The organism is Variovorax sp. 10N432, assembly GCF_056394465.1.
This window is the reverse complement of the sequence record NZ_JBFTHX010000038.1, coordinates 13,112-38,121: the sequence shown is the minus strand read 5'-3', so window position 1 is coordinate 38,121 and position 25,010 is coordinate 13,112. Positions and strand designations below refer to the sequence as shown.

General features: G+C 67.9%; 22 protein-coding genes and 1 tRNA gene. 8 read left to right on the top strand and 15 right to left on the bottom strand.

Annotated elements, in window-relative coordinates; translation table 11 throughout:
* Positions 1-6 precede the first annotated feature (6 nt).
* The 12 genes from AC1DF3_RS29810 to AC1DF3_RS29755 all read right to left on the bottom strand — a co-directional run bounded on the left by AC1DF3_RS29810 (position 7) and on the right by AC1DF3_RS29755 (position 10,858).
* On the bottom strand, positions 7-1,260 hold the full coding sequence (locus AC1DF3_RS29810) for an NADH-quinone oxidoreductase subunit D (RefSeq protein WP_286529783.1): 1,254 nt from the start codon (positions 1,258-1,260) through the stop codon (positions 7-9).
* Entirely contained in the window at positions 1,260-1,871 is a 612-nt protein-coding gene (locus tag AC1DF3_RS29805) for an NADH-quinone oxidoreductase subunit C (protein WP_286532235.1), read from the bottom strand. The genes AC1DF3_RS29810 and AC1DF3_RS29805 overlap by 1 nt, the downstream gene beginning before the upstream one ends.
* Before the next feature lie 12 nt (positions 1,872-1,883).
* Complete coding sequence (locus AC1DF3_RS29800; RefSeq protein WP_021008163.1) at positions 1,884-2,363, bottom strand: NuoB/complex I 20 kDa subunit family protein; 480 nt, start codon at positions 2,361-2,363, stop codon at positions 1,884-1,886.
* A gap of 15 nt (positions 2,364-2,378) precedes the next feature.
* The gene (locus AC1DF3_RS29795; RefSeq protein WP_286509980.1) at positions 2,379-2,738 is read right to left on the bottom strand and encodes an NADH-quinone oxidoreductase subunit A; all 360 of its coding nucleotides are present in this window, start codon (positions 2,736-2,738) and stop codon (positions 2,379-2,381) included.
* A gap of 58 nt (positions 2,739-2,796) precedes the next feature.
* Positions 2,797-2,881: transfer RNA gene (locus tag AC1DF3_RS29790), tRNA-Leu, on the bottom strand.
* A gap of 122 nt (positions 2,882-3,003) precedes the next feature.
* Complete coding sequence (gene secG / locus AC1DF3_RS29785; RefSeq protein ID WP_286532233.1) at positions 3,004-3,429, bottom strand: preprotein translocase subunit SecG; 426 nt, start codon at positions 3,427-3,429, stop codon at positions 3,004-3,006.
* A 37-nt stretch (positions 3,430-3,466) separates the two neighbouring features.
* Positions 3,467-4,219 (bottom strand): triose-phosphate isomerase, encoded by a 753-nt coding sequence (gene tpiA / locus AC1DF3_RS29780; protein ID WP_478141801.1) that lies wholly within the window; start codon positions 4,217-4,219, stop codon positions 3,467-3,469.
* Positions 4,220-4,230: 11 nt separating this feature from the next.
* Positions 4,231-5,229 carry an NAD(P)H-quinone oxidoreductase gene (locus AC1DF3_RS29775; protein WP_478141800.1) on the bottom strand — a complete coding sequence of 333 codons (999 nt, stop codon included), beginning with the start codon at positions 5,227-5,229 and terminating at the stop codon, positions 4,231-4,233.
* Between the two features lie 84 nt (positions 5,230-5,313).
* Positions 5,314-7,641: a polyribonucleotide nucleotidyltransferase gene (gene pnp / locus AC1DF3_RS29770; RefSeq protein WP_478141799.1), complete on the bottom strand. Its 2,328-nt coding sequence runs from the start codon at positions 7,639-7,641 to the stop codon at positions 5,314-5,316.
* A 205-nt stretch (positions 7,642-7,846) separates the two neighbouring features.
* Positions 7,847-8,113, bottom strand: coding sequence for a 30S ribosomal protein S15 (gene rpsO, locus AC1DF3_RS29765; RefSeq protein ID WP_007837783.1), 267 nt, complete (start codon positions 8,111-8,113; stop codon positions 7,847-7,849).
* A gap of 110 nt (positions 8,114-8,223) precedes the next feature.
* A complete protein-coding gene (locus tag AC1DF3_RS29760; RefSeq protein WP_478141798.1) occupies positions 8,224-9,408 on the bottom strand; it encodes a pyridoxal phosphate-dependent aminotransferase in 1,185 nt (394 codons plus the stop codon).
* Between the two features lie 169 nt (positions 9,409-9,577).
* Positions 9,578-10,858: a branched-chain amino acid ABC transporter substrate-binding protein gene (locus AC1DF3_RS29755; RefSeq protein WP_478141797.1), complete on the bottom strand. Its 1,281-nt coding sequence runs from the start codon at positions 10,856-10,858 to the stop codon at positions 9,578-9,580.
* Positions 10,859-10,985: 127 nt separating this feature from the next.
* Here AC1DF3_RS29755 and AC1DF3_RS29750 point away from each other — a divergent pair, with 127 nt between their 5' ends.
* Positions 10,986-11,357, top strand: coding sequence for an Hsp20/alpha crystallin family protein (locus tag AC1DF3_RS29750; protein WP_286532226.1), 372 nt, complete (start codon positions 10,986-10,988; stop codon positions 11,355-11,357).
* Positions 11,358-11,573: 216 nt separating this feature from the next.
* Positions 11,574-12,299 (top strand): alpha/beta hydrolase-fold protein, encoded by a 726-nt coding sequence (locus AC1DF3_RS29745; RefSeq protein ID WP_478141796.1) that lies wholly within the window; start codon positions 11,574-11,576, stop codon positions 12,297-12,299.
* Here AC1DF3_RS29745 and tsaD read toward each other — a convergent pair.
* Positions 12,259-13,296, bottom strand: coding sequence for a tRNA (adenosine(37)-N6)-threonylcarbamoyltransferase complex transferase subunit TsaD (gene tsaD, locus AC1DF3_RS29740; RefSeq protein WP_286526104.1), 1,038 nt, complete (start codon positions 13,294-13,296; stop codon positions 12,259-12,261). The two genes, AC1DF3_RS29745 and tsaD, sit on opposite strands and share 41 nt — an antisense overlap.
* Before the next feature lie 86 nt (positions 13,297-13,382).
* Between tsaD and AC1DF3_RS29735 the strand changes: the two genes are divergently transcribed.
* The 4 genes from AC1DF3_RS29735 (at position 13,383) to AC1DF3_RS29720 (ending at position 17,950) form a co-directional block, all read left to right on the top strand.
* The gene (locus AC1DF3_RS29735) at positions 13,383-14,654 is read left to right on the top strand and encodes a nitrate- and nitrite sensing domain-containing protein (RefSeq protein ID WP_478141795.1); all 1,272 of its coding nucleotides are present in this window, start codon (positions 13,383-13,385) and stop codon (positions 14,652-14,654) included.
* 323 nt (positions 14,655-14,977) lie between these two features.
* A complete protein-coding gene (locus AC1DF3_RS29730) occupies positions 14,978-16,222 on the top strand; it encodes a CmpA/NrtA family ABC transporter substrate-binding protein (RefSeq protein ID WP_301808745.1) in 1,245 nt (414 codons plus the stop codon).
* 10 nt (positions 16,223-16,232) lie between these two features.
* Positions 16,233-17,144 carry a nitrate ABC transporter permease gene (gene ntrB / locus AC1DF3_RS29725; RefSeq protein WP_301808747.1) on the top strand — a complete coding sequence of 304 codons (912 nt, stop codon included), beginning with the start codon at positions 16,233-16,235 and terminating at the stop codon, positions 17,142-17,144.
* Entirely contained in the window at positions 17,141-17,950 is an 810-nt protein-coding gene (locus AC1DF3_RS29720; protein WP_478141794.1) for an ABC transporter ATP-binding protein, read from the top strand. The genes ntrB and AC1DF3_RS29720 overlap by 4 nt, the downstream gene beginning before the upstream one ends.
* 22 nt (positions 17,951-17,972) lie before the next feature.
* Here the strand turns inward: AC1DF3_RS29720 and AC1DF3_RS29715 are convergent, their stop codons facing one another.
* Positions 17,973-19,229 (bottom strand): ANTAR domain-containing protein, encoded by a 1,257-nt coding sequence (locus tag AC1DF3_RS29715; RefSeq protein WP_286532218.1) that lies wholly within the window; start codon positions 19,227-19,229, stop codon positions 17,973-17,975.
* A 254-nt stretch (positions 19,230-19,483) separates the two neighbouring features.
* Between AC1DF3_RS29715 and AC1DF3_RS29710 the strand changes: the two genes are divergently transcribed.
* A complete protein-coding gene (locus AC1DF3_RS29710) occupies positions 19,484-20,752 on the top strand; it encodes an MFS transporter (protein WP_478141793.1) in 1,269 nt (422 codons plus the stop codon).
* Between the two features lie 17 nt (positions 20,753-20,769).
* Here AC1DF3_RS29710 and AC1DF3_RS29705 read toward each other — a convergent pair whose 3' ends face one another.
* Positions 20,770-22,479 (bottom strand): bifunctional protein-serine/threonine kinase/phosphatase, encoded by a 1,710-nt coding sequence (locus AC1DF3_RS29705; RefSeq protein WP_478141792.1) that lies wholly within the window; start codon positions 22,477-22,479, stop codon positions 20,770-20,772.
* 66 nt (positions 22,480-22,545) lie between these two features.
* Here AC1DF3_RS29705 and nirB point away from each other — a divergent pair, with 66 nt between their 5' ends.
* Positions 22,546-25,002 (top strand): nitrite reductase large subunit NirB, encoded by a 2,457-nt coding sequence (gene nirB, locus AC1DF3_RS29700; RefSeq protein ID WP_478141791.1) that lies wholly within the window; start codon positions 22,546-22,548, stop codon positions 25,000-25,002.
* Positions 25,003-25,010: the final 8 nt, after the last annotated feature.

Genomic DNA, 25,010 nt, shown 5'->3' with positions numbered 1-25,010 from the left:
GAAGGCTCATCGATCGATCTCGCCGAACACGATGTCCATGGTGCCGATCACGGCGACAGCGTCGGCAATCATGTGGCCGCGCGCCATTTCGTCCAGGGCCGCCAGATGCGGGAAGCCCGGTGCGCGGATCTTCAGGCGGTAGGGCTTGTTGGCACCGTCGCTCACGAGGTAGATGCCGAATTCGCCCTTGGGATGCTCGACGGCGGCGTAGGCCTCGCCTTCGGGCACATGGAAACCTTCGGTGAAGAGCTTGAAGTGATGGATCAGCTCTTCCATGTTGGCCTTCATGGACTCGCGCGCCGGCGCCGCCACCTTGTGGTTGGCGGTGATCACCGGGCCCGGGTTGGCACGCAGCCATGCCGAGCATTGCTGGATGATCTTGTTGGCCTGGCGCATTTCTTCGACGCGCACCAGGTAGCGGTCATAGCAGTCGCCGGTGACGCCCACCGGGACGTCGAACTCCATGCGGTCGTAGACGTCGTAGGGCTGCTTCTTGCGCAGGTCCCAGGCGATGCCCGAGCCACGCAGCATCGGGCCGGTGAAGCCGAGGTTGAGCGCGCGCTCCGGCGACACCACGCCGATGCCCACGGTGCGCTGCTTCCAGATGCGGTTGTCGGTGAGCAGCGTCTCGTACTCGTCGACCATCTTCGGGAAGCGCTTGCAGAAGTCGTCGATGAAGTCGAGCAGCGAGCCCTGGCGATTCTCGTTGAGCCGCTCGATCGCCTTCGCGTTCTTGATCTTGCTGACCTTGTACTGCGGCATGACGTCCGGCAGGTCGCGGTAGACGCCACCCGGACGGAAGTAGGCCGCGTGCATGCGCGCACCCGACACCGCCTCGTACATGTCGAACAGGTCTTCGCGCTCGCGGAAGCAGTAGATGAGCATGTTCATCGCGCCGCAGTCGAGACCGTGCGCGCCGAGCCACAGCAGGTGGTTCAGCAGCCGGGTGATCTCGGCGAACATGACGCGGATGTATTGCGCCCGCAGCGGCACGTCGAGGCCCATGAGGCGCTCGATCGCGAGGCAGTACGCATGCTCGTTGCTCATCATCGACACGTAGTCGAGACGGTCCATGTAGGGCAGCGACTGGATGAAGGTGCGCGACTCGGCGAGCTTCTCGGTGGCGCGGTGCAGCAGGCCGATATGCGGGTCGGCGCGCTGGATGACTTCGCCGTCGAGCTCGAGCACGAGGCGCAGCACGCCGTGCGCTGCCGGATGCTGGGGACCGAAGTTCAGCGTGTAGTTCTTGATTTCGGCCATCAGTGCAATCCACCACCGTAGTTGTCTTCGCGGATCACGCGCGGCGTGATCTCGCGCGGCTCGATCGAGACCGGCTGGTAGATCACGCGCTTCTGTTCCGGGTCATAGCGCATCTCGACATGGCCCGACACCGGGAAATCCTTGCGGAACGGGTGGCCGATGAAGCCGTAGTCGGTCAGGATGCGGCGCAGGTCGTCGTGCCCCTCGAACACGATGCCGTAGAGGTCGAAGGCTTCGCGCTCGAACCAGCCGGCCGCGTTCCAGACGCTGGTCAGCGAATCGACGACCGGCAGGTCTTCGTTCGGCACGAACACCTTGAGGCGCACGCGCTGGTTGAGACTCACCGACAGCAGGTGCGAGACGACGCCGAAGCGCTCGCCTTGCCACTCGCCGTCGCGGTAGCCGGAGTAGTCCATGCCGCAGAGGTCGATCAGCTGCTCGAAGCGGCAGCCCGGCGCGTCACGCAGCAAGGTGGCGGCTTCGAGATAGTCGGCGGCACCCACCACCACCGTCACCTCGCCCAGCGCGAGCACGACGCTCTTCGCCTTGGAGCCAAGTGTTTCGGTGATCTGGGTCTGCAGCGCCTCGGGAGAAATGGCAAAGTCGGTCATGTCTCTCGCTCTTCAGGCGCGCGCGATCGTGTTGGTGCGGCGGATCTTCTGCTGGAGCTGGATGATTCCGTACAGAAGCGCCTCGGCGGTCGGCGGGCAGCCCGGCACATAGACGTCGACCGGCACGATGCGGTCGCAGCCGCGCACGACCGAATAGCTGTAGTGGTAGTAGCCACCGCCATTGGCGCACGAGCCCATCGACAGCACCCAGCGCGGCTCGGGCATCTGGTCGTAGACCTTGCGCAGCGCCGGCGCCATCTTGTTGCACAGCGTGCCGGCCACGATCATCAGATCGGACTGGCGCGGGCTGGGGCGGAACAGCATGCCGAAGCGGTCGATGTCGTAGCGGGCGGCGCCCGCGTGCATCATCTCCACGGCACAGCAGGCCAGACCGAAGGTCATGGGCCACAGTGATCCGGTCTTGGCCCAGTTCACCACCGAGTCGTAGGTGGTGGTGACGAAGCCTTCCTTCATGACGCCTTCAATGGCCATTTTGCGGATTCCTTGTCATTCCCAGTCGAGTGCGCCCTTTTTCCACTCGTAGGCGAAGCCCACGACGAGGATGGCCAGGAAAATCATCATGGCCCAGAAGCCGACGGCACCGACCTCCTTGAGCGCGATGGCCCAAGGAAAGAGAAAAGCGATTTCGAGGTCGAAAAGAATGAAGAGGATGGCGACCAGGTAGTACCGGACGTCAAACTTCATGCGCGCATCTTCGAAGGCTTCGAAGCCGCACTCGTAAGGGGAATTTTTAGCTGCGTCGGGCCGGTTGGGACCGAGGATGTAACCCAGAACCTGAGGCGCAACGCCGACTCCGACGCCGACCAGGATGAACAACAGGACGGGGAGGTAGGAATCGAGGTTCATCAGGGGGTTCTATCACCGCTTGCCACCGGCAGGAAGCAATATTCCTGCCGGTGATATTTGGTGCGGTCGGCGAGACTCGAACTCGCACAGCTTTCGCCACTACCCCCTCAAGATAGCGTGTCTACCAATTTCACCACGACCGCGGTTTTTGCTTGCCCGGATGGCATGAGGAACCTTGTGAGGCTTTGGCTTTCCGGTGCAGCTTTAGAGTTTACCCTGAAAAACGCCTGTTTTCACTCGACGAGCGAAGAGATCTCTACTTGTATCACTTGGCCGGGATCTGGCCCGCGCCGGCGGCGGGCGCAGCCGGTGCCGAGGCAGGCGCCGCCGGTGCGGGGGCAGCGCTGCCGGCCGGGATCTGGGCCGCCGAATCGACCGGCGCGGGGGCCGGGGCCGGAGCCACGGGCGCGCCGATCGCCGCGCGTTCGAGCAGGCTGCCGCCGCCCGCCGGGCGGGCATGGCCGAAGTAGGCCAGCAGCAAGGTGCACGCAAAGAACACGGCGGCCAGCACCGCGGTGGTGCGCGACAGGAAGTTCGCGCTGCCGCTGGCCCCGAACAGGCTGCCGGCGCTGCCGCTGCCGAAGGCCGCGCCCATGTCGGCGCCCTTGCCGTGCTGGACCAGGATCAACCCGATCATCGCGAGAGCGGTGAGCATCTGCACGCCCACCAGGATATTGAGGACCACGTTCATTCGATCTAACTCCTAAATTTGTCTTCCGGCCGCGCGTTCAGCGGGCCGCTGCAATGATCTGCAGGAAATCGGGGGCCTTCAGGGACGCGCCGCCGATGAGGCCGCCGTCGATGTCGGCTTCGGCCAGCAGCTCGGCCGCATTGGCCGCGTTCATGCTGCCGCCGTAAAGGATGCGGATGCCGGCGGCGTGCTCGCTCGCCGCATGGTGCAGCTGGGCGCGCAGCACCGCATGCACGGCCTGCGCCTGCGCCGGCGTGGCGGTCTTGCCGGTGCCGATGGCCCACACCGGCTCGTAGGCCACCACGATCTCGCTGATGCAATGGCCGTTGACGTGGATCACGGCGGCCAGCTGGCGCTTGACGACCTCTTCGGTGCGCCCTGCTTCGCGTTCCGCCAGGGTCTCGCCGACGCAGACGATCGGCGTGATGCCGTTGGCCAGGGCGATGGCRGTCTTGGCCGCCACGACCTCGTCGGTCTCGCCGTGGTACTGGCGCCGCTCGGAGTGCCCGACGATCGCGTAACGCACGCCGAAATCCTTCAGCATCGCCGCCGATTGCTCGCCGGTGAAGGCGCCCTGCGGCTGCGCCGAGAGGTCCTGCGCGCCGAGCGCGATCGGCGAACCCGCCACCAGCGACTGCACCTGCGCCAGGTAAGGCGCCGGCACGCAGACCGCGACTTCGCAACCCGGGGCGCCCACGCCCGCCAGCAAGGCCTTCAGCAGCGCCTCGTTGGCAGCCAGGCTGCCGTTCATCTTCCAGTTGCCTGCGATCAGCTTCTTCTTGGTCGTCATGTCTTTGTTGTTCACCAGGTCAGCACGATCTTGCCGATGTGCTGATTCGATTCCATCAGGACGTGGGCCTGCGCGGCGCCGCTGGGCTCCCCGGCCGCGGCGAAGCGGCTGTGGATGATCGGCTTGACCGCGCCGCTCTCGAGCAGCGGCCAGACGCGCTCGCGCAGCGCCTTGGCGATCGCGCCCTTGAACGCCACCGGCCGCGGCCGCAGGGTCGAGCCGGTGATGGTCAGGCGGCGGCGCAGCACCAGGCCGGCGTTGATCTCGGCCTTGACGCCGCCCTGCACCGCGATGATCACCAGCCTGCCGTCTTCGGCCAGGCAGTCGATCTCGCGCGCCACGTAGCCGCCGGCCACCATGTCGAGGATGACGTCGACGCCCTTGCCGCCGGTGAGGCGCTTGGCCTCTTCGGCGAAATCGGCCGTCTTGTAGTTGATCGCGTGGTCGGCGCCGAGCTTCAGGCAGGCCTCGCACTTGTCGTCGCTGCCGGCGGTCGCGATCACGGTGGCGCCGAGCGCCTTGGCGAGCTGGATCGCGGTGACGCCGATGCCGCTGGTGCCGCCCTGGATCAGCAGGGTCTCGCCCTTCTGCAGGCGGCCGCGCTCGAAGACGTTGCTCCAGACCGTGAAGAAGGTCTCGGGCAGCGTGGCCGCCTCGACGTCGCTCCAGCCCTTGGGCACCGGCAGGCACTGGGCCACCGGTGCGACGCACAGTTCGGCGTACCCGCCGCCGGCGACCAGCGCGCAGACGTGGTCGCCGATCTTGAAGCCGGCCTCGGCCAGCGCCTTCTCGTCGCCGGCGACGATCTCGCCCGCGACTTCGAGTCCGGGCAGGTCGGAGGCGCCCGGCGGCACCGGGTAGTTGCCGGTCCGCTGCAGCACGTCGGGGCGGTTGACACCGCTCGCGGCCACGCGGATCAGCAATTCGCCCGCGCCGGCAACGGGCGCAGGACGTTCCACCATGCGCAGCACCTCGGGGGCGCCGAACGATGTGATCTCAATGGCTTTCATGGTCTCTTTCCGGGTAGCGGCCGCCGCGCAGAACGCGGGCGGCACGCGGTCCAGCGCGATGGCGTCGCCGCCATCGCGGCTCCATCAGGCCTGGCCGTCGCCGCGGTTCGATTCCTGAACCGGCTGCTGCTCGGCCACCTGCTCCACGGCTTGCTCGCCGCCGCGCTCGTTGTTCTCGAAACGCGGTGCGCGCTCGGCGCGCGGCGGACGATCGCCGCCGCGGTCGCCGCGGTCCGAACGCTCGCGGCGCTCGCCACCACGGTCGCCGCGGTCGCCTCGGTCTTCGCGCGGCGGGCGCTCGCTGAATTCCATGCCGGCCGGACGCTCGGTCAGGGCCTTCATGGACAGCTTGACGCGGCCCTTCTCGTCGGTCTCGAGCACCTTGACCTTGACGATCTGGCCTTCGCTCAGGTAGTCGGTGACCTTCTCGACGCGCTCGTGCGCGATCTGGCTGATGTGCAGCAGGCCGTCCTTGCCGGGCAGCAGGTTGATCAGCGCGCCGAAGTCCAGGATCTTGGTGACCGGGCCTTCGTAGACCTTGCCGATTTCGACTTCGGCGGTGATCTGCTCGATGCGCTTCTTGGCGGCTTCGGCCTTCTCCGGATCGGTCGAGGCGATCGTGATGGTGCCGTCTTCGTCGATGTTGATCGTGGTGCCGGTTTCTTCCTGCAGGCCGCGGATCACCGAGCCGCCCTTGCCGATCACGTCGCGGATCTTCTCGGGGTTGATCTTGAGCGTGGTCAGGCGCGGGGCGAAGGTCGACACCTCGGCCTTGGCTTCGCCCATCGCCTCTTGCATCTTGCCGAGGATGTGCATGCGCGCTTCCTTGGCCTGGGCCAGGGCGACCTGCATGATTTCCTTGGTGATGCCCTGGATCTTGATGTCCATCTGCAGCGCGGTGATGCCGTTGGTCGTGCCGGCCACCTTGAAGTCCATGTCGCCCAGGTGATCCTCGTCGCCCAGGATGTCGGTCAGCACGGCGAAGCGGTTGTCTTCCTTGATCAGGCCCATGGCGATGCCGGCCACGTGGGCCTTCATCGGCACGCCGGCGTCCATCATCGACAGGCAGCCGCCGCAGACCGAAGCCATCGACGAGGAGCCGTTCGATTCGGTGATTTCCGAGACGACGCGGATCGTGTACGGGAACTCTTCCTTGTTCGGCAGCACCGCGACCAGCGCGCGCTTGGCGAGGCGGCCGTGGCCGACTTCGCGGCGCTTGGTCGAACCCATGCGACCGACTTCGCCGGTGGCGAAGGGAGGCATGTTGTAGTGGAACAGGAAGCGGTCTTCGTACTCGCCCATCAGCGCGTCGATGCGCTGCGCGTCGCGTTCGGTGCCGAGCGTGGTGACCACGAGCGCCTGGGTCTCGCCGCGGGTGAACAGCGCCGAGCCGTGGGTGCGGGGCAGCACGCCGTTGCGGATCTCGATCGGGCGCACGGTGCGGGTGTCGCGGCCGTCGATGCGGGGTTCGCCCGACAGGATCTGGCCGCGGACGATCTTCGACTCGATCGAGAACAGCAGGTCGTTGACCTTGCCGGCGTCGAAGGGTTCGCCGCTTTCCTTCAGCGCGTTCATCACGCTGGCGTTGGCTTCGCGCAGGGCCTGGGTGCGGGCCTGCTTGCTGCGGATCTGGTAGACCGCGCGCAGCTTTTCTTCGGCCAGGCCCTTGACCTTGGCAACGAAGGCTTCGTCTTCGGCCGGCGGCTGCCAGTCCCAGACCGGCTTGCCGGCGTCGCGCACCAGTTCGTGGATCGCGTTGATCGCGATGTTGGCTTGTTCATGGCCGAACACCACGCCGCCGAGCATGATTTCTTCGCTCAGTTGCAGGGCTTCGGACTCGACCATCAGCACGGCGGCTTCGGTGCCGGCGACGACCAGGTCCATCTGCGAATCCTTGCGGGCGGTCTGGCCCGGGTTCAGCACGTACTGGCCGTTGATGTAGCCCACGCGGGCGGCACCGATCGGGCCGCTGAACGGGATGCCGGAGATCGACAGCGCGGCGCTGACGCCGATCATGGCGGCGATGTCGGCGTCGACTTCGGGGTTGAGCGACAGCGTGTGGATGACCACGTGGACTTCGTTCAGGAAGCCTTCGGGGAACAGCGGGCGGATCGGGCGATCGATCAGGCGGCTGGTCAGCGTTTCGTGTTCGCTGGGCTTGGCTTCGCGCTTGAAGAAGCTGCCGGGGATCTTGCCGGCGGCGTAGGTCTTCTCGATGTAGTCGACGGTCAGCGGGAAGAAGTCCTGGCCGGGCTTGGCCGACTTGGAGGCGACCACGGTGGCCAGCACCACGGTGCCCTCGATGTCCACGGTCACGGCACCGCTGGCCTGCCGGGCGATCTCGCCGGTTTCCAGAACGACGGTCTTGCCGCCCCATTGGAAGGACTTGGTGACTTTGTTGAAGAGGCTCATGTTGTGCTCCTGTTTGGATGGCGGCGACCTGTGACGACCACGGGCCCCGCGGGGGCTGGAGCGCTTGTCAGAACACGATGCCATTCCAGGGAAGCTCGGGGAGAACCTCTCTGGAATGACACAGCTTCGCTCTGTTTTTGCGGCTCCGAAGTAAAAAACGCCTGAGCTAGCGGACTAACCCAGGCGTTTTTGCATGCGATTCGACTTACTTGCGCAGGCCCAGCTTGGCGATCAGCGCGGTGTAGCGGTCGGCGTCCTTGGACTTGAGGTAGTCCAGCAGCTTGCGGCGGCGGCTCACCATGCGCAGCAGGCCGCGGCGACCGTGGTGGTCCTTGGCGTGCGTCTTGAAGTGAGGCGTGAGCTCGTTGATGCGGGCGGTCAGCAGTGCGACTTGCACTTCCGGGCTGCCGGTATCGTTGGCGGCGCGGGCGTTGTCCTTGACAACTTCGGCCTTGATGGAGGCTGCGATCATTGTGTTTCCTTCGTTCCGATCCCGAGATTCAAATTTCTTCGGGATGTTTGACTTGCGATGGGCGCTGGAACTGCACCCACCGTGCGCTTGCGACATGCAAAGCTTTGGAATTATATACCGGAAGGCTTTTTCGCCCCGTTCTGCGCCGCCAGCCAGCGCTTGAGTCGCTCGACCCCCTCGACCAGGCGGCCGGGGTCCTTCGAGGCGAAGCACCAGCGCAGCCAGCCCTGGGCTTCCGGGGCGAAGGCGTTGCCGGGCGCCAGGCCGAGGCCGGCCTCGACCACCAGGCGCTTGGCGACCTCGAGCGAATCGCCGAAGCCCTCGAGCTGGAAGAAGGCGTACATGCCGCCGCGCGCCGGCGCGACCTTGACGCCGGGCACATCGGCCAGCAGCGGCAGCAGCGTGTCTCGGCAGGCCTTGAGGTGGGCGACGATCTTCGGCGTGATCTCGTCGCCGTGCGCCAGCGCCGCGATGCCTGCGCGCTGCGTGAAGACGCTGGCGCAGGAAGTGTTGAACTCGATCAGCTTGCCCATGCCGTCCATCAGGGTGGGCGGCAGCACCAGCCAGCCGAGCCGCCAGCCGGTCATCAGGAAGCTCTTGCTGAAGCTGTGGGCGACCACCAGCCGGTCGTCGGCGCCCGCGATGTCGAGGAAGCTCGGCGCGCAGCCGTTGGGCGTCGGTTCGTAGTACAGCCGCTCGTAGACCTCGTCGGCCAGGATCCAGGTGCCGGTGCCGCGGCAATGGTCGAGGATCGACTGCTGCTCGGCGCGCGTGAGCGTCCAGCCGGTCGGGTTGTTCGGTGCATTGACGATCAAGAGCTTGGTGGCCGGCGTGACGGCCGCGCGCAGCGCGTCCAGGTCGAGCGTCCACTGCCCTGCTCTCGGCACCAGCGGCACGCAACGCACCGTCGCGCCGAGGATCGCGGGCTGCGCCGTGAGGTTGGGCCACACCGGCGTGACCGCCACCACCTCGTCGCCGGCGTCGACCAGCGCCTGCACCGCCAGCATCAGCGCGCTGACGCCGCCCGAGGTGATCGCGATGCGCGAGGCCTCGATCTTCGGATGCAACCCGCTCATGTAGGCGGCCACGGCTTCGCGCAGCTCGGGCAGACCCAGGTTGTGGGCGTAGAAGGTCTCGCCGCGCTGCAGCGACTCGATCGCGGCCTGGCGGATGACCTCGGGCGTGACCTCGTCGCTCTCGCCGAACCAGAAGGCCAGCACGTCGCTGCGGCCGAGGCCGGCATTGGCCACCTCGCGGATCTTGGAGGCCTCGAGGTTTTGAATCGCTTCTCGCATGATCAACTTCCTTGCAATCAGATGGACGCAGTATCTTCAAGGCCGGCGCAGCCAGGCCGGCCGTTGGGGGAACACCGCGGAACCGGCTTCGCCGGGCCGCTGGTGTTGCCCCCGGCAGGGGGTGGGCGGGCTACACGAAGTGAGCCCAACCTGGGGGCGAGCAACAAGTTCAGGGGCGCTGCATCTTGCAGCTCGTTGGCATTTCGGCGCGGCTGGCGGGAATCGACTTGATGACCCGGAAGCCGTAGCCCGAGCCCTCGACGTCGAACTTGACGCCGGGGGCGCCCTGCCGGTCCATGACGCCGACCACCAGCGGCTGCTGGAACTGGTGGTCCGCGGCGCGCATGTGGCCGCGCTGGCCGGCCAGGGTGACATCGGCCTTCGCGAGGGCGCGCGCCACGGCGACGGTGTCGACGCTGCCGGCCCGCTCGATGGCCTGCGCCAGCGCCTCGACGAGCAGTTGCATGCGCATGTGGACGTAGTCGTCCGAAGGCTTCGGGAAGCGGGTGCGGAAGTCGCGGTAGAAGGCCTCGCTCTGCGGCGTCTGCACGTTGGGCAGCCAGTCGGCCACCGCCACCACGCGCCCGATGCCGGCATCGCCGATGGCCGCCGGCGCGCCCAGGGCATTGCCGTAGAAGGTGTAGAAGCTGCCGTTGAAGCCGGCCTCGCGCGCGGCCTTCACGAGCAGCGTCAGGTCGTTGCCCCAGTTGCCGGTGATGACGCCCTGCGCGCCGCTGGCCATGATCTTGCTCGCATAGGGCGCGAAGTCCTTCACGCGGCCCATCGGATGCAGTTCGTCGCCGACGATCTGGACGTCCGGCCGCAGGCCCGCGAGCTGCCGCCGCGATTCGCGCAATACCGACTGGCCGAAGCTGTAGTCCTGGCCGATCAGGTAGACGCGCTGCAGCGACTTGTCTTCCTGAATCACCTGCATCAGCGCGGTGACCCGCATGTCGGCATGGGCGTCGAAGCGAAAGTGCCAGAAGCTGCAGCGCTCGTTGGTGAGCACCGGATCGACCGCCGAGTAGTTGAGGAACAGCACGCGCCGCGATGGGTCGCGCTCGTTGTTCTTGTCGATGGCGTCGATCAGCGCCGCCGCCGTGGCCGACGAGTTGCCCTGCAGCACGATGCGCGCGCCGTCGTCCATCGCGGCCCGCAGCGCCGAGAGCGCCTCTTCGTTCTGCCCCTTGCTGTCGTAGCGATCGAGCTGCAGCATGCGCGCGCCGCCCGGCAGCTTGACGCCGCCGCGGGCGTTGACCCGTTCGACCGCCCACAGCAGGTTGCGGAACACGGCCTCGCCGGTGTTGGCGAAAGGGCCGCTCATGCTTTCGATCAGGGCCAGCCGGATCGGGGGCGCCGATTGCGCCAGGGCCGCCGGGAGAGCCGGCGCGCATAGCGCCAGAGCGGCCAATTTCAAGGCGTGGCGACGCCAAATAAAGTTGGAAGGCATTGTCTTGAATCCCCTGTTGCAGCGCCTAGATGCGATGGCATGCGGCACTTGTCTTGTTGAACGCCGCGCAGTGTAAGGGACACACATTCTTGTCCCGGAAGCCATCCCTCAGCCGAGGAGTCTCATCATGTTTTTCGCCCCCGCAGTCCGCACCGCCCGCTTCGTTCCGCGCACCTACGACCGCAGCCTCGAGCGCTTCGTCAACCAGGCCTTCTCGGGTGCGCAGCGTTCGCTCAACGTCGAGCAGGACGAAAAGACCTGGACCCTCACGCTCGACGTGCCCGGCCTGTCGCGCGACGACCTGACGATCGGCATCGAAGGCGCCGTGGTCCGCATCGAAAGCAAGGCCGAAGCCAAGCGCCAGATCAAGGCCGCCTACGAGCTGCCGCAGGACATCGACGTCGCCGCCAGCGAGGCCAAGCTCGAGAACGGCGTGCTGAGCCTGAAGCTGGGCAAGCAGGTGCCGGTGAGCAACGTCGCCCAGCTCGCGATCAACTGAGCCTCGCGGTGCATGCGCCCGGTTCGGCCCGGGCGCAATACCCTCCAATGGACGGGCCGGTAACTTTCTGTTGCTGGCCCTGTCATGTTTCTGGCTGACAATAAGTGCCAAATACGTCACGTTCTGTGACGTATTTTTCAATGCTTTCTTCTTAATTAGCGTCCGAATCGTCGAGTTCTGCGGTGGCAGCAGGTGGCGGGCGCCCGACGAAGCGCCATGAAAACGCACTTGAAGTTTGCCAAGAACAACGCCCGGGCCGATACCCTGCTGGTCTTCCTGCCTGGCGCTTTTCTGAAGCCCGAGGAGTTCGAGCGCGAGGGCTTCGTCAACGCCGTCCGGGAGCGCGAGTTCGCGGCCGACTCCCTGCTGGTGGACGCCGACGTCTCCTACTACTACGACCAGACCTTCATCGAACGGCTGCACCACGATGTGCTGGAGCCGCAGCGCGCGCTGGGCTACCGGTCGATCTGGCTGGTGGGCATCTCGATCGGCGGCTTCGGCGCCCTGATCCACGAACTGGCGAAGCCGGGCGCGGTCGACGGCATCGTCGCCCTGGCGCCCTACCTGGGCCGGCGGCCGATCGGCGCCGAGATCCACAAGGCCGGCGGCCTGCGGGCCTGGAAGGCGCCCGAGGGGCCGCCGCCGGACGAGGAAGTCGACCGCAAGCTGTGGCCCTGGCTGCAGCAGTACGCCTCGCCGCAGAAGGCCGCCCAGCTGCCGCCTCTGTACCTCGGCTTCGGGCTCAGCGACCGCTTTGCCTCCAACCACCAGCTGCTGGCCGACGCGCTGCCGCCCGGCCATGTCTTCACCACCGAAGGCGGCCACGACTGGCCGCAATGGTCGCAGCTGTGGCGCAAGATGCTCGACGTGCTGCCGCTGCCTTCGATGGCGCGCAGCGAGCTCAGGCGTCCGGCGGCGACGCCAATGGCCATCGCGGCCTGACGTCGAAGGCGTAGTGCCCGGTCGGCGCCTGGACGCCGGCCTGCAGCCGCATCGCCGCCGCCATCGCGATCATCGCGCCGTTGTCGGTGCACAGGTGCAGCTCCGGATAGTGCACGCGCACGCCGCGCCTGGCGCAGGCGGCATCGAGCTGCTGGCGCAGCACGCGGTTGGCGCCCACCCCGCCCGCGACCACGAAGCGGTCGAGCCCGGTCTGCTCGATCGCCGCCAGCGACTTCTTGAGCAGCACCTCGACGATCGCGGCCTGCGTCGAGGCGGCCAGGTCGGGCTTGCGGGCCTCCAGCTGGTCGCCCAGCTTCTTGGCCTGGGTCAGCACCGCGGTCTTCAGACCGGCGAAGGAAAAGTCGAGGTTGCCGCTGTGCAGCAGCGGACGCGGCAGCTTGAAGGCCTCGGCATCGCCCTGCTCCGCCAGCTTGGCGAGCCAGGGGCCGCCGGGATAAGGCAGGCCCATGAGCTTGGCGCTCTTGTCGAAGGCCTCGCCGGCGGCGTCGTCGATGGTTTCGCCGAGCAGCGCGTAGCGCCCGACCCCGTCGACCCGCATCAGCTGCGTATGGCCGCCGGACACCAGCAGCGCGACGAAGGGGAATTCGGGCGGATCGGCGCTCAGGAACGGCGACAGCAGGTGGCCTTCGAGGTGGTGCACGCCGAGCACCGGCTTGTCGAGCGCCGCGCCGAGCGCGCAGGCCACGCCGGCGCCGACCAGCAGGGCGCCCGCCAGGCCGGGACCGCGGGTGTAGGCGACGACGTCGACGTCGGACAGGCGCCGGCCGGCCTCTTCGAAGACCGCTTCGGTCAGCGGCAGGACGCGGCGGATGTGGTCGCGGCTGGCGAGCTCGGGCACCACGCCGCCGTAGGCCTGGTGCATCGCGATCTGGCTGTGCAGCGCGTGCGCGGCCAGCCGCGGCAGGCCGTCGTCCACGGTCTCGACCAGCGCCACGCCGGTTTCATCGCAGGAGGATTCGATTCCCAGTACATGCATCCGTCGAGTGTAGGCGGCGCCCTGTTCCGGGGCACGGATGTTGCTGCATTCCCCTGGAACGGCCCCCGGGCCTCGAGAACACCCCGATGAAATCCGGATTGAGCTTCCTGGTCGGCGCGCTGCGCTGCGAAATCGACGAGCTGGAGCAGCTCGCGCGAACCAGCGAGCTGGTGGCGACGATCGGCCGGCTGGTCCATGCCCTGCAGCGCGAACGCGGCATCTCGAACGTGCTGCTGGCGTCGCGCGGCCAGCGCTTCGTTGCGCAGCGCGACGCCCAGATCGCCGAATGCCTGCGGCAGGAGCAGGCCGTGCGCCTGGCCTTCGACCAGCTCGACGCCGCCGATGGCCGCATCGGCAACGGTGCGCGGCTGTTCAGCCGGATCGCCTGGGTGCTGCCGGGGATGGACGCCCTGGCCGGGCTGCGCCAGCGGATCGGCGCGCAGGAGATCGATGCCGCGCAGTCGACCGCCGCCTTCGGCAAGCTGATCGCCGGCCTGATCGCGGTGGTGTTCGAGGCCGCCGACGGCGCGACCGACCCGGAGATCTCGCGCCTCCTGGTCGCACTGTTCAACTTCATGCAGGGCAAGGAGTTCGCGGGCCAGGAGCGGGCCTGCGGCGCCGCCGCCTTCGCCTCGGGCCGCAACGACGGCGCCCGCCAGCAGCAATGGCTGCACCTGATCGCTTCGCAGGAGCATTGCTTCGCGCTGTTCGCCGACTTCGCTGCGCCCGGCCTGGCCGAGGTGTGGGGCTCGGTGCAGGCGGCGGCGCAGCTGGCCGAACTGGAGCGGCTGCGCCGCATCGCCTGCGCGGCGCCGGCCGGCGTCGCGCTCGACAGCGAGCTGAGCCCGGCCTGGTTCGACTGCTGCACCCGACGCATCGATGCCATGCAGGCGGTCGAGGAGCGCCTGGCGGCCGACCTGCGCGGGCTCTGCCTGCACAAGACCACGCAGGCCCGCAGCGAACTGCAGGCCCACGAAGCCCTGCTGGCCAGCCTGCAGGTTGGAAACGGCGTGGAAACGGCGGATTTTTTTCTCGACGCGCCGGCGACGCCGGATGCACCGGCCGGCGGCGCGCCCTACGGCCGGCAGCTCGAGCGCTCGATCCTCGACATGGTGCAGGAGCAGTCGCGCCGGCTGCAGGCGATGGGCGACGAGCTGGACACCGTGCGCGCCGCCCTCAACGAGCGCAAGCTGGTCGAGCGCGCCAAGGGACTGCTGATGGCGCACCGCCGCATCCGCGAGGAGGAGGCCCACAAGATGCTGCGCCAGACCGCGATGAACCAGGGCCGGCGCCTGGTCGAGGTCGCCGAATCGGTGCTCGCCATGGCCGAGTACCTGCCCGTCGACAAGGCGCCCTGAGTGCATCGGCGGCCCGCAATGGTGCACTGCACAAGCACTTCGCGACGGCAGGCCTCTTGCGGAATCCGCGCCACGGCGAGCATTGACGGGTATTCAACGCTCCTCTTTTCATAGCAACCAGCAATTGGCACGCCGCTTGCTGTCTCCCAGTCCATAGACCGACGAAGGTCTTCAGGCAGGCGGCATCCAACGGCGGGTGCGGCCCACCGAACCGGACAAAGGCGTCCTTATCCCGCAGGGGCTCGTTTTCGAGCGGCCCGTGCGTGGTGAGGGCGCCTTTTCGTTTTTCCGAACCGCTTTTTTCACTTCCCGGAGTACGACCCATGACCGATGCGCTGAAACCCACACTGAGTCGCCGCCGAGTGCTGCAGGCCGCCGCCGCCGGCGTGGTCGGGCTCGACCCCGCGCTGCGCGCCGCCGTCTGGGCCCAGGGCTCCGACAAGCCCGAGAAGGAAGAAGTCAAGATCGGCTTCATCCCGCTGACCGACTGCGCCAGCGTGGTGATGGCCTCGGTGCTGGGCATCGACAAGAAGTACGGCGTCAAGATCGTGCCGAGCAAGGAGGCCAGCTGGGCCGGCGTGCGCGACAAGCTGGTGAACGGCGAACTGGATTTCGCCCACGTGCTGTACGGCCTGGTCTACGGCGTGCACCTGGGCATCGGCGGCCCGAAGAAGGACATGGCGGTGCTCATGACCCTCAACAACAACGGGCAAGCCATCACGCTGTCGAAGAAGCTGGCCGACAAGGGGGCGGTCGACGGCGCATCGCTGGCCAAGGTGATGGGCAAGGAAAAGGCCGAATACACCTTCGCCCAGACCTTCCCCACCGGCACCCACGCGATGTGGCTGTACTACTGGATGGCGGCCAACGGCATCAACCCGCTGAAGGACGCCAAGGTCATCACCGTGCCGCCGCCGCAGATGGTGGCCAACATGCGCGTGGGCAACATGGACGGTTTTTGCGTCGGTGAGCCCTGGGGCCAGCGCGCGATCATGGACGGCATCGGCATCACGGCGATCACCAGCCAGGACATCTGGAAGGACCATCCCGAGAAGGTGCTCGGCACCACCGGCGACTTCGTGAAGAAGTACCCGAACACCGCGCGCGCCGTGACCGCCGCGATCCTCGAGGCCGGCAAGTGGATCGACGCCGGCCTGCAGAACAAGAACAAGATGGCCGAGACCATCGCCGACAAGAGCTACGTCAACACCAGCGTGGACGCGATCAACCAGCGCATCCTGGGGCGCTACACCAACGGCCTCGGCAAGAACTGGGACGACCCCAACTACATGAAGTTCTACGCCGACGGCGCGGTCTCCTATCCGTACCTGTCGGACGGCATGTGGTTCCTGACCCAGCACAAGCGCTGGGGCCTGCTGAAGGAGCATCCGGACTACCTGCAGGTGGCGACCCAGATCAACCAGATCGACATCTACAAACAGGCCGCCGCCGCCGCCAAGACGCCGGTGCCGAAGGAAACGATGCGCAGCAGCAAGCTGTTCGACGGCGTCGTCTGGGACGGCAAGAACCCGAAGCAGTACGCCGATTCGTTCAAGGTCCATGCCTGAGGAGCCCACCATGGTCAGTGCCGTCTTCCATTCCCCCCTCGAGGCCCACGCGGCCTTGCCGCCGGCGGCGAAAGCCGTCGCCCGCCCGGTCGCCACGGCTGCGCCGGTCGCGCTCGTACCGATGCCGCGCGTGCCGCGCGATTTCCGCGCCGTCTGGCTGCGCGTGCTGCCGCCGGTGCTCGGCTTCGCGCTGCTGGTCCTGGTCTGGGAACTGGTGGCGCTGAAGAGCACCACCGGCTTTCCGTCGCCGCTCGCGACCTGGCAGCAGGCGCTGACCGTGTTCAGCGACCCGTTCTACAGCAAGGGCCCGAACGACCAGGGCGTGGGCTGGAACGTGCTCTCGTCGCTGCAGCGGGTGGCGCTGGGCTTCGGGCTGGCGGCCGCGGTCGGCATCCCGGCCGGCTTCGCGATCGGGCGCTTCGAGTTTCTCTCGCGCATGTTCAATCCGCTGATCAGCCTGCTGCGGCCGGTGTCGCCGCTGGCCTGGCTGCCGATCGGCCTGCTGGTGTTCAAGGGCGCCAACCCGGCCGCCATCTGGACCATCTTCATCTGCTCGATCTGGCCGATGATCATCAACACCGCGGTCGGCGTGCAGCGCGTGCCGAGCGACTACATGAACGTCGCCCGCGTGCTGAACCTCAGCGAATGGAAGATCTTCACCAAGATCCTGTTCCCCGCCGTGCTGCCCTACATGCTGACCGGCGTGCGGCTGGCGGTCGGCACCGCCTGGCTGGTGATCGTCGCGGCCGAGATGCTGACCGGCGGCGTCGGCATCGGCTTCTGGGTCTGGGACGAGTGGAACAACCTCAACGTCGCCAACATCATCATCGCGATCTTCGTCATCGGCATCGTCGGCCTGGTGCTCGAGTTCGCGCTCGTCAAGATCGCCACCGCATTCACGTTCGAAGAGGTCAAGCAATGAACGACGACAGCAAGTACATCGCGATCGAAGGCGTCGAACAGCGTTTCAAGACCGCCAAGGGCAGCTTCCTGGCGCTGCGCGACGTCAACATGAACGTCGCCAAGGGCGAGTTCATCACGCTGATCGGCCACTCGGGCTGCGGCAAGTCGACGCTGCTGAACCTCATCGCCGGCCTGACCACGCCGACGCAGGGCGTGCTGCTGTGCGCCAACCGCGAGATCAAGGGCCCGGGGCCGGAGCGTGCGGTGGTGTTCCAGAACCACTCGCTGCTGCCCTGGCTGACCTGCCACGAGAACGTCTACCTGGCGGTCGAGCGGGTGTTCGCGGCGACCGAGAACAAGGCGCAGCTCAAGGCCCGCACCGAGGCGGCGCTGGCGCTGGTGGGCCTCACGCCGGCGGCGCAGAAGCGGCCCGGCGAGATCTCGGGCGGCATGAAGCAGCGCGTGGGCATCGCGCGCGCGCTGTCGATGGAACCCAAGGTGCTGCTGATGGACGAGCCCTTCGGCGCCCTCGACGCGCTGACCCGCGCCAAGCTGCAGGACGAGCTGCTGGCGATCGTGCAGAAGACCCGCAGCACCGTCGTGATGGTGACGCACGACGTCGACGAGGCCGTGCTGCTGTCGGACCGCATCGTGATGCTGACCAACGGTCCGGCCGCCACCATCGGCGAAGTGCTGGCGGTCGACATTCAGCGGCCGCGCAACCGCGTGGCGCTGGCCGAGGATCCGGTCTACGTGCATGCGCGCAAGGCCGTGATCGACTTCCTCTACACGCGCCAGGCGCACGTGGAAAAAGTCGCCGCCTGAATCAAACACCCGGCACCGGGACTCAGGACATGATGACCTGCAGGCTGTGCTCGTATGCGGCGGTGAGCTGCTCGAAGGTGTCGACCAGCGCGTCGCTGGCGCGCACCAGCGACGCCCGGCCCTCGGCGCTGTCGAGGGCCCGCACGCCACCCAGCAGGTGCAGCCATTCGTCGCGCGCGACCGCCAGCGCGGCACGGATCTCGGGCGAGCTCAGCGGCGCGGCTTCGAGCTCCCGCAGCGCGGCCTCGAACTCGTCCATCGTCGTCGCCATCCGGTCCTGCGACGGCGCCGCCAGCAGTGCCTCCTTGGCGAGCCGCTGGGCCCGCATGCGCTGCCGGCCGCAGAGGTTGACGATCCGCAGCGCCCGCCGCGCGCCGGAGGCTTCGAGCGCCTCGGTCAGCGCCTCGGCGGCCCGCAGCAGGGCCTCGGCCCGGGCATCGATCGCATCGAGCGCCGCCGCCGCCGGCCGCGCCGCGAGGGCCGTTTCCAGTTCCTGCCAGGCGCCGCGCACCCGGTCCAGCGCCGCGGTGGCGGGCGCGCCGAGCGCCAGGGCGGCGAGATGATCCAGGTTGTGCTTCACCCGCTCGGTGGACTGCGTGCGCAGCACCCGGGCGCGCCGCACGTCGATGCCGGCCAGGGCTTGTGCCGCAACCCGCACCAGCCGCTGCGACAGCATGCGCAGCTGGCCGGCGCGGTTGATCGCATCGGCCCACTGCGCGGCCTCGAGCACCGAGCGCGAGACTTCGCCCAGCCGCAGGTTGGCATGCATGGCGGCGCCGCGCAGCAGGCCGAAGGCCTCGTCCTCGCCGATGCCGCGGGCCGACATCAGCAGGCCCTTGGCCCGGTCGACCCACTTGCGCTCATCGAGGCGGGTGCGCAGCGCCTCGAGTTCGCTGCGCAGCGCGACCTCGCGCTGCCAGCGGGCATCGGCACGCGCGTTCAGCGCTGCCAGGGCCGGTGCGTCGATGCGATCGGCCGGCGCCCAGGCGTGCACGCCGAGCGCCACCAGCTGCGCATGGGCCGCATCGTCGAGCGGCGCGCTGACGAGTCCAATGGCGCAGGGCGGCAGGCCCGACCAGGCCCGCAGCGCATCGAGCAACGGTTCAGGCACCAAGCCTGGCAGCCAGATCAGGACCTGTCGTGGTGCCGACGCCTCGATCTGGCGCACCAGATCGCCGCAGGCGACCGCGACGAAACCGTGGGCCAGCGCCAAGTCGAGGGCCGCGGGCAGCGCATGGGAAGCGCTTTCGGGAGGAGGAACAACGAGAAATCGGGTCACGGTCGCAATCGGAAACAGATGCACAGCATAGGCCAGCCAACGCTCAAGTTACTGGCACGTCTTTTGCGTAATTCAGGGTGCGGTGCAACGAAGCACCGCTTTGGTGAAGCGGCAGGTTCCTGCCCGCCGTCCGGCAGCGACAAGGCCGGACACACCCTTCAGGTTGCCGGCTGCCGCCGCTGCCACACCTTCCCAACCCCGCCCGACGACACGGCCCGCTCCCGGCCGGGCCGCGGCATTTCGCATGGACTGCCATGACCAGCTTCAAGACGTTTCTGAAAACAGGCCACGGCCCGACGCTGTTCGCGGCCTTTCTCTATTTCTCTTTCTCGTGCTGCATCTGGGTGCTGAACGGCGCCATGGCGCCCTTCATCGGCGAGACCTTCGATCTCTCGCCGGCGCAGAAGGGGCTGATGCTGTCGGTGCCGATCATCGCCGGCGCGCTGATGCGCTTTCCGCTCGGCATCCTGTCGCAGTACATCGGCCGCAAGAACGCGACGCTGGTCGAGATGGGCCTGATCGCGGTGGCGATGCTGTTCGGCTTCTTCTTCGTGAAGAGCTTCAACGACCTGCTCGCGATGGGCGTGCTGCTGGGCATCGCGGGCGCCAGCTTCGGCGTCGCGCTGTCGCTCGGCTCGGGCTGGTTCCCGCCGCAGCACAAGGGCCTGGCGATGGGCCTGGTCGGCGCCGGCAATGTCGGCACCGCGGTGTCGGTGCTGGTGGCGCCGCCGCTGGCGCAATGGCTGGGCTGGCAGGCGGTGTACGGCGTCGCCGCCGGTGCCATCCTGGTGCCGATGGTCGTCATGATCGTGTTCGCCAAGGAGCCGCCGGACATCGACAGCCATGCCAGTTTCCGTGAGCACATCGCCTGCCTGTTCGAGAAGGACGGCTGGGTCTTCAGCCTGATCTACGGCGTGACCTTCGGCGGCTTCATCGGCCTCACGACCTTCCTGCCGTCCTACTACTACGACCAGTTCGGCGTCAGCAAGGTGCAGGCGGGGCAGCTCACCATGCTGGCCGCCTTCATGGGTGCCGCGGTGCGCGTCGTCGGCGGCTGGATCTCCGACCGCTGGGGCGGTGTCAACACGCTGACCCTGGTGCTGACGGTGGTGGCCGGCGGCCTGGTGCTGGTGGGTATCTCGTCGTCCTCGCTGGTGCTCACCACGCTGCTGCTGATCGCCTGCTTCGCGGCGCTGGGTGCGGGCAACGGCGCGCTGTTCCAGCTGGTGCCGCTGCGCTGGCCGGCCAGCACCGCGGTGGCGGGCTCGATGATCGGCGAGATCGGCGCCCTCGGCGGCGGCCTGGTGCCCAACGCGATGGGCCTGTCCAAGCAGTACCTCGGCAGCTACACCTGGGGCTTCGTCTTCTTCGCGCTGCTGTCGCTGGTGATGCTCGGCGTGATGCGCGTGATGCAGATCCGCTGGACCCGCACCTGGGCCGAGAAAGGCGGTCGTGCACGGGTCGCGGCCTCTCCCTCGGCGGTCAGGTACGCCGCCCCGCGCAAGACGGCGCGCCAGCGCTGAAGAGGCCGCCCATCATGTCAACGCGGCAAGAAGAGCAGCCACAGCACGAGCAGTGCGTTGAAGAGCAGCGACACCGCCAGCGCGATCTTGACCAGCGCGGCCGGATCGCGGCGGATCAGCGGCGTGTGGCCGGGCGGACCGACGGGACGCGACGCCCCGCGCTCCAGCGCCAGCACCAGCTCCTCGGCGGTCTCGAAGCGCTGGCGCGGATCGCGCGCCACCGCCTTGCACACCAGGTGGTCGAGCCAGACGGGAACGTCGGGCCGGATGCGCGAGAGCGCGGCCGGGTCGCGCCGGTAGCGCGCCAGCTGGTAGGGCTCGATCTCGCCATAAGGCAGTCGTCCCGCCAGCCACTGGTAGAGCGTGACGCCGAGCGCGAACAGGTCGCTGCCGGCATCGGCGTCGGCACCCTGCCACTGCTCGGGGTTGATGTAGCTCGGCGTGCCGGCGTGCAGCTCGCGCTGGGCCTCGCCCTCGCGCCCGGACAACGCGACGCCCAGGTCGAGGATGCGCCAGCGGCCGTCCTCGCCCAGGTGCAGGTTGCCGGGCTTGATGTCGCGGTGCACCACCCCCTGACGGTGCAGCCGGCCAAGAGCCTTGGCGATCGCGATGGCCGCGCCGATCACCTCGGAAGTGGCGCCCCGCGGGACCGACTTCTGCAGCTGTTCGAGCGTGCGGCCGCCATGCCAGTCGAACACGAGGTAGAGCGCGCTGGCGTCCTCGGCGCGTTCGTGCACGCGGACAAAGCCGCTGTCTGCGCGGGCGCTGACGCGCAGGCCCAGCCAGGCCTCGTGCGCCAGCATGGCGCGCTCCTCGGGATCGCCGGCGCGCGAGGGATGCAGCGTCTTGATCGCGACCAGCTCCCGCGTGACCGGATGGCGCGCCTGGTAGAGCAGGTGCACGCCGGTGTCGGCCACGCGCGCCGTGATGGCGTAGCCGTCGAGCATGTCGCCGACCTTCAGCGCCGGCGGCGGCGCCAGCCGACGGACGTCGCCGAGCTCGTCGTCGAGCTGGCGCGCGTCGAGGCCGATCACGCGGATCACCAGCGCGGTGGCGTTGTCGCGCGAACCGGCCGCGAGCGCCGCCCGCACCAGCGCCTCGCTGCCCTGCAGCGCCGTGCCCTGCAGCGCGAAGCGCGCCAGCTGCTGCGCCTTCAGTGCGCCATGCACGCCATCGGAGGTCAGCACGAAGCAATCGCCGACACGCACGTCGCCCTGTGCGTAGTCGACCCGCACCTGGTCATCGAGGCCGATCGCCCGGGTCAGGCGGCTGCGCAGGTCCGGATGCTCGAAGGCGTGGTCCTGGGTCAGCGGCACGGCCGGCTCGTCGGCGTCGCGCACCTGCCAGGCGCGCGTGTCGCCGACGTGCGCCAGCGTGTAGCTCTGACCGTGCAATACCAGCGCGGTCAAGGTGGTGAGCGCGGTGCCACCGCCCTGCCGGCGCCGGTTGTGGTCGGCCAGCCAGGCGTTCTGGGCGCCGATCAGCCGGTCCAGGGCCGCGGTCGGCTCCCAGGTGTCGGGCGTTGCGAAGTAGTCGGCCAGCAGGCCCATCACGGTGGTCTGTGCCGCCTCCAGGCCATGGCCGCCGGTGGACACGCCGTCGGCGATGGCGGCGATCAGCCCGCGCGCCTCCTCGCCCGGCGGCGCGTGCACGGTGCCGGCGAAGTCCTCGTTGACGTCGCGCGGCCCGCGCTGGCTGCTGTAGCCGATGTCCACTTCAAAGCTCATGGCGCGATTCTCCACGCGCGCCGCGGGCGGCTCGCTTGATTCGAATCCACGAAAGAGGTCCACCCCATGAAGAAGATGAAACTCGTGATGGTCGGCAACGGCATGGCCGGCGTGCGCACGCTCGAGGAACTGCTCAAGATCGAGCCCGAGCTCTATGACATCACCGTGTTCGGCGCCGAGCCGCATCCGAACTACAACCGCATCCTGCTGTCGCCGGTGCTGGCCGGCGAGCAGACCGTGGACGAGATCGTCCTCAACAGCTTTGAGTGGTATGCCGACAACCACATTACGCTGCATGCAGGCAAGAAGGTGGTCGAGATCGACCGGGTCAGGCGCATCGTGCGCGCCGACGACGGCACCGAGGCCGACTACGACCGGCTGCTGCTGTGCACCGGCTCCAACCCCTTCATGCTGCCGGTGCCCGGCAAGGACCTGAAAGGCGTGATCGCCTACCGCGACATCGCCGACACCGACTACATGATCGAGGCCGCCCGCACGCACAAGAACGCGGTGGTGATCGGCGGCGGCCTGCTGGGGCTGGAGGCGGCCAACGGCCTGATGCTGCGCGGCATGACCGTGACCGTGGTGCACGTGATGCCCTGGCTGATGGAGCGCCAGCTCGACGACGTCGCGGGCAAGCTGCTGCAGAAGTCGCTGGAAGACCGGGGGCTGAAGTTCATGATGGGCGCGCAGACGCAGGAGCTGGTCGGCGGACCCGACGGCCGGGTCACCGCGATCCGCTTCAAGGATGGCACCGAGGTGGCGGCCGACCTGGTCGTGATGGCGGTCGGCATCCGGCCCAACACCGAGCTGGCGGAGAAGGCCCGGCTGCACGTCAACCGCGGCATCGTGGTGACCGACACCCTGCAGACCGTGACCGACGCCCGCATCTACTCGGTCGGCGAATGCGCGGCGCATCGGGGCATCGCCTACGGCCTCGTGGCGCCGCTGTTCGAGCAGGCCAAGGTGGCAGCCAACCACCTGGCGCAGTTCGGCATCGGCCGCTACCTGGGCTCGCTGACCTCGACCAAGCTCAAGGTCACCGGCATCGACCTGTTCTCGGCCGGCGAATTCATGGGTGGCGAAGGCACCGAGGAAATCGTCATGAGCGACCCCTTCGGCGGCGTCTACAAGAAGCTGGTGATCAAGGACGACAAGCTGGTCGGCGCCTGCCTCTACGGCGACACGGTCGACGGCAGCTGGTACTTCAAGCTCTTGCGAGACGGCCGCAGCGTGCACGACATCCGCGACAAGCTGATGTTCGGCGAATCGAACATCGGCGACACCGGCCACGAGGGCCACAGCAAGGCGGCCTCGATGCCCGACGATGCCGAAGTCTGCGGCTGCAATGGCGTCAACAAGGGAACGATCTGCAAGGCGATCAAGGACCGCGGCCTGTTCACGCTGGAAGAGGTCAAGAAGCACACCAAGGCCAGCGCCTCGTGCGGCTCGTGCACCGGGCTGGTCGAGCAGATCCTGATGTTCACGGCCGGCGGCGACTACTCCGCCACGCCGAAGAAGAAGGCGGTCTGCGCCTGCACCGACGTCAGCCACCAGGACGTGCGCGAAGCGATCCGCAAGCAACACTACCTGACGCACGACGAGGTCTATCGCAACCTCGGCTGGCGCACGCCCAACGGCTGCGCCAGCTGCCGCCCGGCCGTCAACTACTACCTGATCTCGACCTGGCCCAAGGAGGCGAAGGACGATCCGCAGAGCCGCTTCATCAACGAGCGCAGCCACGCCAACATCCAGAAGGACGGCACCTACTCAGTGATCCCGCGCATGTGGGGCGGCCACACCACGCCCGACGAGCTGCGCCGCATCGCGGATGCCGCCGACAAATACAAGATCCCGACGGTCAAGGTCACGGGCGGGCAGCGCATCGACCTGCTGGGCGTGAAGAAGGAAGACCTGGAGAACGTCTGGAAGGACATCGGCATGCCCTCGGGCTTTGCCTACGCCAAGTCACTGCGCACGGTGAAGACCTGCGTCGGCAGCGAGTGGTGCCGCTTCGGCACCCAGGACTCGACCCAGCTGGGCAAGGACCTGGAACGCGCGCTGTGGGCGATGTACTCGCCGCACAAGGTCAAGCTGGCGGTGTCGGGCTGCCCGCGCAACTGCGCCGAATCGGGCATCAAGGACGTCGGCGTGATCGGCGTCGACTCGGGCTGGGAGATCTATGTCGGCGGCAACGGCGGCATCAAGACCGAGGTGGCGCACTTCCTGGTCAAGGTGAAGAGCGCCGAGGAAGTGATGGCCTACGCCGGCGCCTTCCTGCAGCTGTACCGCGAGGAAGGCTGGTACCTGGAGCGCACCGTGCACTACATCGGACGGGTCGGCCTCGATCACGTGAAGAAGCGGATCCTCGAAGACGCCGAGGGCCGCAAGGCGCTCTGGGAACGGCTGCAGTTCGCGCTCGACGGCGAACCCGATCCGTGGTTCGAGTCGAGCCAGGCGTCGGTCGATGTCCGGCAGTTCACGCCGGTGGCGGTGGTCGGCGCGCTGCCGCAGACCGTTTGACAAGGAGC